At 71.2% G+C, this 9,037-nt stretch carries 1 protein-coding gene; it reads right to left on the reverse strand.

What is annotated here, in order from left to right; all coding sequences use genetic code 11:
• A partial coding sequence (locus ACZ6KY_RS41935; RefSeq protein WP_469315502.1) for an SDR family NAD(P)-dependent oxidoreductase occupies positions 1 to 9,037 on the reverse strand: 9,037 nt, incomplete at both ends.

A 9,037-nucleotide genomic window follows, 5' to 3' on the forward strand; every position in this document is an offset into this window, starting at 1 on the left:
GACAGGGCCGGCAACAACTCGGTGACGGTGGCGTCACCGGCCACGTCCAGCTCGGCAGTCAACGCGGCCAGATCCTGCTGCTCGACCGCGTCCCAAAAACCCTCGTCCGCCCCGTCGCCCGCCACGCGGGCGACACCCGACAAGTCCAGCCAGTAGCGCTTGCGCTGGAAGGCGTACGTCGGCAAGTCGGCCATCAGTGATGAGGCGCCACAGCCCGTACCGGCGAAGAGGGCGGACCAGTCCACGGCCGCGCCGCGAACATAGGCCTGGGCGAGGGCCGCGACGGCGGTCTCGGCCTCGTCGCGGCCGCCGCGCAGGGCGGGGGCGAAGACAGCGGCGTCGGCGTTCTCGACGCACTCCTGGCCCATGGCGGAGAGAACCCCGTCCGGACCCAACTCGACAAACGTGGTCACCCCGGCGGCTTCGAGGGTCTGGATACCGTCGCTGAAACGGACCGCCTCGCGGACGTGACGGACCCAGAACTCGGGCCGCGTCAACTGCTCCGAAACGAGAGCACCGCTCACATTCGAGATCACCGATATCTTCGGTGCCTCATAGGTCAGGCTCTCCGCGACCTCACGGAAGTCGTCCAGCATCCCGTCCATGTGCGGCGAATGAAACGCGTGACTGACGATCAGCCGCTTCGACTTGCGGTCGCCGAACGACCCCGCGATCCTCTCCGCCTCATCAGCATCACCCGCGATGACCACCGCCCGCGGCCCGTTGATCGCCGCGATACTCACCTGCTCCGACAGCAACGGCGCGACCTCCGCCTCCGTCGCCTGGAGCGCGATCATCACCCCGCCCTCCGGCAGCGCCTGCATCAACCGACCCCGCGCCGACACCAGCCTGCACGCGTCCTCCAACGAGAACACCCCCGCCACATGCGCGGCAGCGATCTCACCGATCGAATGCCCGGACACGAAGTCCGCCCGCACACCCCACGACTCGAACAGCCGGAAGAGGGCAACCTCCACCGCGAACAACGCCGGCTGCGCGAACTCCGTACGGTTCAACAACTCGGCGTCGGCCCCGAACAGCACCTCCTTCAGCGGCAGTTCGAGGATCATCCGCTCCGCCACCGCGTCCAACGCCGCAGCGAACACCGGGTACGCCCCGTACAACTCCCGCCCCATACCAAGCCGCTGACTCCCCTGCCCCGTAAACACGAAGGCGAGCCCGCCACTGTCGACCGCGCCCCGGACCAAGCCCACCGAGGTCCCGCCCTCGGCGAGAGCCGTAAGCCCGGCGGTCAGACCCACGTGCCCATCGGACGGAATCCCGACCAGAACCGCGCGATGCTCCAGAGCCGCGCGGCCGGTGGCGAGCGAGTAGCCGACATCCAGGACGCCGACCGAGCCCTCCGCGAAACCGCGCAACCGAACAGCCTGACCCCGCAACGCCTCGGCCGTACGACCAGAGAGGAGCCACGGCACCACCGGCACGGTGACAGACGCCTCGGGCGCGGGGGCCGACGTGTTCTCGGGGGCCTGCTCGATGACAGCGTGAGCGTTGGTCCCGCTGATACCGAACGAGGAGACCCCCGCGCGGCGCGGGCGACCCGTCTCCGGCCACGCCACGGAGTCCGTCAGCAGGGCGATGTCGCCCGCGTCCCAGTCCACCTGCGGAGTGGGCTCGTCGATGTGCAGGCTCTGCGGGAGGACGCCGTGGCGCATCGCCATGACCATCTTGATGATGCCCGCGACACCGGCCGCGGCCTGCGTGTGCCCGATGTTCGACTTGATCGAACCCAGGTGCAGCGGCAGCCCCGCCGGACGGTCCTGGCCGTAAGTAGCGAGCAGCGCCTGAGCCTCGATCGGGTCACCCAGCCGCGTCCCCGTGCCATGCGCCTCCACGGCGTCCACCTCGGACGACGACAGACCGGCACTGGCGAGCGCTTCACGGATGACACGCTGCTGCGAGGGTCCGTTCGGGGCGGTCAGGCCGTTGGACGCGCCGTCCTGGTTGACGGCCGAACCGCGCACGACCGCGAGCACCGGATGTCCCTTTGCGCGCGCGTCGGACAGCCGCTCCACGAGCAGCATGCCCGCGCCCTCGCCCCAGCCCGTGCCGTCGGCGGCCGCCGCGAACGACTTGCAACGGCCGTCCATCGACAGACCGCGCTGCCGGCTGAAGTCCACGAAGGTTTCGGGTGTCGCCATGACCGCGACACCACCGGCGAGCGCCATGTCGCACTCACCGTTACGCAGCGCCTGGATCGCCCAGTGCAACGCGACCAGCGAGGAAGAGCAGGCCGTGTCCACGGTGACGGCCGGACCCTCCAGACCGAAGGTGTAGGAGATGCGGCCGGAGGCGATGCTGCCGGCAGTGCCGGTGCCGAGGTAGCCCTCGACGCCTTCGGGCAGTTCGCCGCCGTCACCGATGGCGTAGTCGTGATACATCACTCCCGCGAAGACGCCGGTGCGGCTGCCGCGCAGCGAGGCCGGGTCGATGCCCGCGCGCTCGAACGCCTCCCACGACGTCTCCAGCAGCAGCCGCTGCTGCGGGTCCATCGCCAGCGCCTCGCGCGGGGAGATCCCGAAGAACTCCGCGTCGAACTCGGCGGCATCGTGCAGGAAACCGCCCTCCCGCGTGTACGAGGTGCCGGTGTGGTCCGGGTCCGGGTGGAAGAGCGATTCGATGTCCCAGCCACGGTCCGCCGGAAAGAGGGTGATGCCGTCGCCGCCAGTGGCGACGAGCCGCCACAGATCCTCGGGCGAGCGCACGCCGCCCGGAAAACGACAGCCCATGCCCACGATCACGACCGGATCATCATCCAGCGCGACCGGCGCCGTGCGCACGACCGCACGGCCCACATCGACAGTTTCGACGCCGCCGATCTCGGTGAGCAGGTGCTGGGCGAGGGCACTCGGGGTCGGATAATCGAAGACCAGGGTCGGCGACAACCGCAGCCCCGTCTCCTGCTTCAGAACGTTGCGCAGCTCCACCGCCGTCAGCGAGTCGAAGCCCAACTCCTTGAAAGCACGGTCGGCCTCCACCGCCCCGGCGCCCCCATGGCCGAGCACCGACGCGACACGAGAACGCACCAACTCCAGCACCAGCGCGGCACGTTCATCGGCCGACAGGCCGGCCAGCCGGGCCACCAGCGGAGAACCGCCTTCCCCCGCGGATCGCTGTTCGGCACGGCGACGGGTGGGGACCCGCACCAGATCACGCAACAACGCCACCGCCGTGGCACCGGTGGACACCGCCTGGGCGCGGAGCGCCCCAACGTCCAACCGCATCGGCAGCAGCACCGGCGCGTCCACCGTCATCGCCGTGTCGAACAGCGCCACCCCCTCCGACCCGGACAGCGCACCCATCCCGTCACGGGCCATGCGCCGCAGATCGACCTCGTCGAGCCGCTCCGCCATCCCGCCCCCCTGCGGAGCCCACAGACCCCACGCGAGCGCGGTCGCCGGCAACCCCTCACCACGACGCCGCTCGGCAAGCACCTCCAAAAACGCATTCGCCGCCGCATAACTGCCCTGACCCGCCGCACCGAAAGCAGCAGCCGCACCCGAGAACAACACGAACGCGGACAGATCCAGACCCCGCGTCAACTCATGCAAATGCCAGGCAGCATCAACCTTGGGCCGCAACACCGCCGCGACCCGCTCGGGCGTGAGCGAGGCGATGACACCGTCGTCCAGGACACCGGCCGTGTGCACCACCGCCGTCAGCGGATGCTCCGCGGGCACGGCGGCCAGGACGGCGCCAAGTGCATCACGGTCAGCCATATCGCAGGCGACCAGTTCCACCTCGGCACCCAACCCACCCAACTCGGCGAGCAGTTCCGCAGCACCTGAGGCATCGCCACCACGACGGCTGAGCAGCAGCAGCCTGCGCGCACCATGCTCGACGACCAGGTGACGGGCGAAAAGCCGACCGAGCATACCCGTCGCACCGGTGACAAGAACGGTCCCGGGAGACTCACCCAACAGCCCCGACACCTCGCCCACCCGCTCACCCGCCGGAACACGGGCCAGCCTCGGAACACTCACCACCCCCTGCCGCACAGCGAGTTCAGGCTCACCGGCAGCCAGGACGGCAGAGAACACCGACAACGACTCGGCCCGACCATCCAGATCGACCATCACCAACTGACCCGGATTCTCGGACTGCGCCGAACGCAACAAACCACGCACCGCACCACCGACAAGGTCGGACTCCACGGCGTCACTGGTGAGCCACACCAGCCTTACCCCGGTGAGGAGTTCGTCGGCGAACCACGCCTGGAGGATGGCCAGTGCGTCGGTCACCGCCGCATGCACGGCAGCCGGCACGTCGGAGTCGTCCGATACCGCCGGGGAGACGAATACGGCGTCCGGCAGCGGCTCGCCCTCCCCCACCGCGGCGGAAAGCGCGGCGACATCCGGGTACTCCGTCACCCGAGCCCCGCAGGCCGCCAGCCCCCACACGTCCCGACCCAGAACGGCCCAACGCTGCCCGTCGGCACCCACCGCACCCACCGCACCGTCGTCACCGGCGGCAACCGGCACCCACTCCACCCGGAACAACGACTCCAGATGACCACCATCGGCCGCCCGGACCTGCTCGGCCGAGGCCACGCGCAGGGTGAGCGCGTCGACGGTCGCGACCGGGCGACCGGTCTCGTCCGCCACCAGCAACGCGAAGGTGTGCGGGTCTCCGAGGGCGTGCGGGGTGAGTCGCATGCGGAGCCCGGTGGCACCCGCCGCGTGCAGCGTGACGCCCGACCAGGCGAACGGCAGCAGAGCACCGGCGGAAGCGTCCTCGGACTCGCCGTACCCGATGGCGTGCAGACCGGCGTCCAGCAGCGCGGGATGCACCCCGAACCGAGCCGCCTCACGCCGCCCGGCCTCAGGCAGCACCACCTCCGTGAACAGCTCACCGCCACGCCGCCACGCGGCCGTCAGACCCTGGAACAGCGGACCATAGGCGAGACCTTCGGCCACCAGGTCGGCATACAGGTCTTCCACATCCACCGGTACGGCACCCACCGGGGGCCACTCCGTCAGTTCCGCGACCTCCGCACAGGCCCCGCCTGCGAGGAGCGCGCCGGAGGCGTGCCGGGTCCACGGCTCCTCCGCCGACGCGTCCTGCCGACGCGAGTGCACACTGAACGAACGCCGACCCACACCGTCCGCGGCCTCCACGACAAGCTGAAGCTGCACCCCACCACGCGCGGGCAGCACCAGCGGAGCCTCCAACATCAACTCCTCGACCGTGCCGCACCCCACCTGATCACCCGCCCGCACCGCCAGATCCACGAACGCGGTTCCCGGCAGCAGCACACTGCCGTGGATCACGTGATCACCGATCCAGGAGTGCGAGTCGAGGGCCAGCCGGCCGGTCAGGAGCACGCCCTCGGAGTCGGCGAGCGCGACAGCCGCTCCGAGCAGCGGGTGTCCGGCCGCGCCGAGCCCGATCGCCACCGGATCCCCGGCCGCGAGCCCGGCCCCGCTGGGCCAGTAGCGCGTGCGCTGGAAGGCGTACGTCGGCAGGTCGACCCGGCGCGCGCCCGTACCGGCGAAGTACGCGGCCCAGTCGACGCGTGTGCCGTGGGCGTGGGCCCGAGCGAGGGCGGTGGTAAGAGTGTCCGCCTCCTCACGACCGGCGCGGAGGACGGGAATGAAAACGGCGTCGGCGTTCTCCACGCAGTCCTGGCCCATGGCGGAGAGAACCCCGTCAGGACCCAACTCGACGAACGTGGTGACGCCGGCCGCCTCCAGAGCGCGGACACCGTCGGCGAAACGGACCGCCTCACGGACATGCCGGACCCAGAACTCCGGCCGCGTCAACTGCTCCGAAACGAGAGCACCGCTCACATTCGAGATCACCGATATCTTCGGAAGCCCGTACGTCAAGCCCTCCGCCACGGCACGGAAGTCGTCCAGCATCCCGTCCATGTGCGGCGAATGAAACGCGTGACTGACCGCGAGCCGCTTCGACTTGCGGTCGCCGAACGACCCCGCGATCCTCTCGACCTCATCCGCATCACCCGCGATCACCACCGACCGCGGCCCGTTGACCGCGGCGATACTGACGCGCTCGTTGAGCAACGGAGCGACCTCGTCCTCCGTGGCCTGAAGGGCGATCATCACCCCGCCCTCCGGCAGCGCCTGCATCAGCCGGCCCCGCGCGGACACCAGCCGACACGCGTCCTCCAGCGAGAACACCCCCGCCACATGCGCGGCAGCGATCTCACCGATCGAGTGCCCGGACACATAGTCGGGCTTCACACCCCACGACTCCAACAGCCGGAAGAGGGCAACCTCCACCGCGAAGAGCGCCGGTTGTGCGAACTCCGTCCGGTTCAGCAGTTCTGCGTCGGCCCCGAACACCACCTCCCGCAGCGGGAGTTCCAGCTCCGGGTCCAGGTGCGCGCACACCGCGTCGAAGGCATCGGCGAACACCGGATACCCGGCATACAACTCCCGGCCCATCCCCAGCCGCTGACTCCCCTGCCCCGTGAACAGGAAGGCGAGCCCGCCCTCGCCGACGGTGTCCTGGACCAGGCCAGGAGCCTGCTCCCCGGCGGCCAGCGCGCGCAGCCCCGCCACGAGCCCGTCGAGGTCCGAGGAGCCGGCCACCACCACGGCCCGCGCGTCCAGCGCCGCGCGCCCGGCCGTCAGGGAGTGGGCGACGTCGCCCGGGCGCGGGGCCGGGTCCTGCGCCAACCGGTCCGCCAGTCGCCCGGCCTGGGCGCGCAGCCCCGCCGGGGTACGGGCGGCGAGCACGTACGGCAACACCGGCGGAAGCCCACTCACGGCAGTGCTGCCTGCCTGCGTCCCGGTCCCGGTTCCGATCCCGGTCTCGATCTCCGCCCCGGTCCCGGCCTGCTCACCGGACTCGGCGGAGAGCGCTCCCGCCCCCGTCTCCGTGGCCGTTCCCGGCGCCTGCTCCAGGATCGTGTGCGCGTTCGTGCCGCTCAGGCCGAAGGAGGAGACGCCGGCGCGGCGCGGGCGCCCGGTCTCCGGCCAGGCCACGGTCTCGGTCAGCAGGGAGATGTCCCCGGCCGACCAGTCGACGTGCGGGGTCGGCTCGTCCACGTGCAGGGTGCGCGGCAGCATGCCGTACCGCATGGCCAGCACCATCTTGATGATGCCCGCGACGCCTGCGGCGGCCTGGGTGTGCCCGATGTTCGACTTGACGGAGCCGAGGTGCAGCGGGTGGCCCTCGGGACGGTCCTGGCCGTACGTGGCGAGCAGGGCCTGGGCCTCGATCGGGTCACCCAGCCGCGTACCCGTACCGTGCGCCTCGACCGCGTCGACGTCTGTCGCCGAGAGACCGGCGCTCGCCAACGCCTGGCGGATGACGCGCTGTTGGGAGGGGCCGTTGGGGGCGGTCAGCCCGTTGGAGGCGCCGTCCTGGTTGATGGCGGAGCCGCGCACGAGGGCGAGGACCTGGTGGCCCTTGGCCCGGGCGTCGGAGAGGCGCTCGACGAGCAGCATGCCGACGCCCTCGCCCCAGCCGGTGCCGTCGGCGGTCGCCGCGAAGGCCTTGATGCGGCCGTCCTCGGCGAGGCCGCGCTGGCGGCTGAAGTCCACGAAGGCGTCCGGCGTGGACATCACGGTCACGCCGCCGGCGAGCGCCATGTCGCACTCGCCGTTGCGCAGCGCCTGCACGGCGAGGTGCAGCGCGACCAGGGAGGAGGAGCAGGCGGTGTCGACGGTGACGGCCGGGCCCTCCAGACCGAAGACGTACGAGAGCCGGCCGGAGACGACGCTGGCGGCGTTGCCGGTGCCGACGTGGCCCTCCAGGCCGTCGGCCTCACGGGCGACGAGCGAGAGGTAGTCCTGACCGTTGGTGCCGACGTAAACGCCGGCCCGACTGCCGCGCAGCGAGGTCGGGTCGATGCCCGCGCGCTCGAAGACCTCCCAGGAGGTCTCAAGCAGCAGCCGCTGCTGCGGGTCCATGGCCAGGGCCTCACGCGGCGAGATACCGAAGAGGTCGGCGTCGAACTCGGGCGCGTCGTAAAGGAATCCGCCCCGGCCGGTGGACGAAGTGCCGGGCAGGTCGGAGCCGGCGCCGAGGAGTCCGGTCAGGTCCCAACCGCGGTCGGTCGGGAAGTCGGCGACGGCGTCGGTGCCGTCGCCGAGCAGCCGCCACAGTTCCTCGGGAGTGGTGACGCCGCCGGGGAAACGGCAGCCCATCGCGACGATGGCGATCGGGTCGTCATCGACCGCAGTCGTGACGGTCGCGGCAGTCCCGGCGTCGGCGGCGGTCTCCGACTCCTCCGGCGTACCGCCGAGTTGATCGAGAAGGTACGAGGTCAGGGCGGCCGAGGTCGGGTAGTCGTAGACGAGCGTGGCGGGCAGGCGCACGCCGGTCGCGGCACCGAGCCGGTTGCGCAGCTCGACGGCGGTGAGCGAGTCGAAGCCGAGCTCCTTGAAGGCGCGTTCGGCCGCGACGGCGTCCGTGCCACCGTGTCCGAGCACCGTGGCCACATGCGTACGGACCAGAGCGAGCAGTGCCTTCTCCTGCTCGGTCCGGGTCAGTCCGGCGAGCGGGCCCAGGGTGGCGGCGACGTCGGCGCCGGTGACCACCGAGCCACGGCCGGAAGCGGCCGGGGTGTCCTGTGTGTTCGCGACGAAGTCGCTGATCAGCGGGTTGGCCCGGACCCCGGCCAGGACGGCCGGGAGTCGCTCCCAGTCGATGTCCGCGACGGTGACCGCGACGTCGGCCGTGCCCACGGCGTGTGCCAGGGCGGCTAGGGCGGTGGCGGGCGCCATCGGGGGCATGCCCTCGCGCCGCATCCGGGCCTCCAGGGCACCGTCGGCGGCCATGCCACCCTCGGCCCACGGACCCCAGGCCAGCGAGGTCGCCGCCAGCCCGTCGGCACGGCGCTGCTCGGCCAGAGCGTCCAAGTAGGCGTTGGCGGCTGCATAGTTGGCCTGACCGGCCGCACCGAGCGTGCCGGTGACCGAGGCGAAGAGGACGAACGCGGAAAGCTCGACGCCGAGTTCGACGGTGAGCTCGTGCAGGTTGCGGGCGGAGTCCGCCTTGGCCCGCAGCACCGACGCGAACCGCTCGGCGGTCAGGGAGTCCAGCA

The organism is Streptomyces sp. NPDC042002, assembly GCF_055588305.1.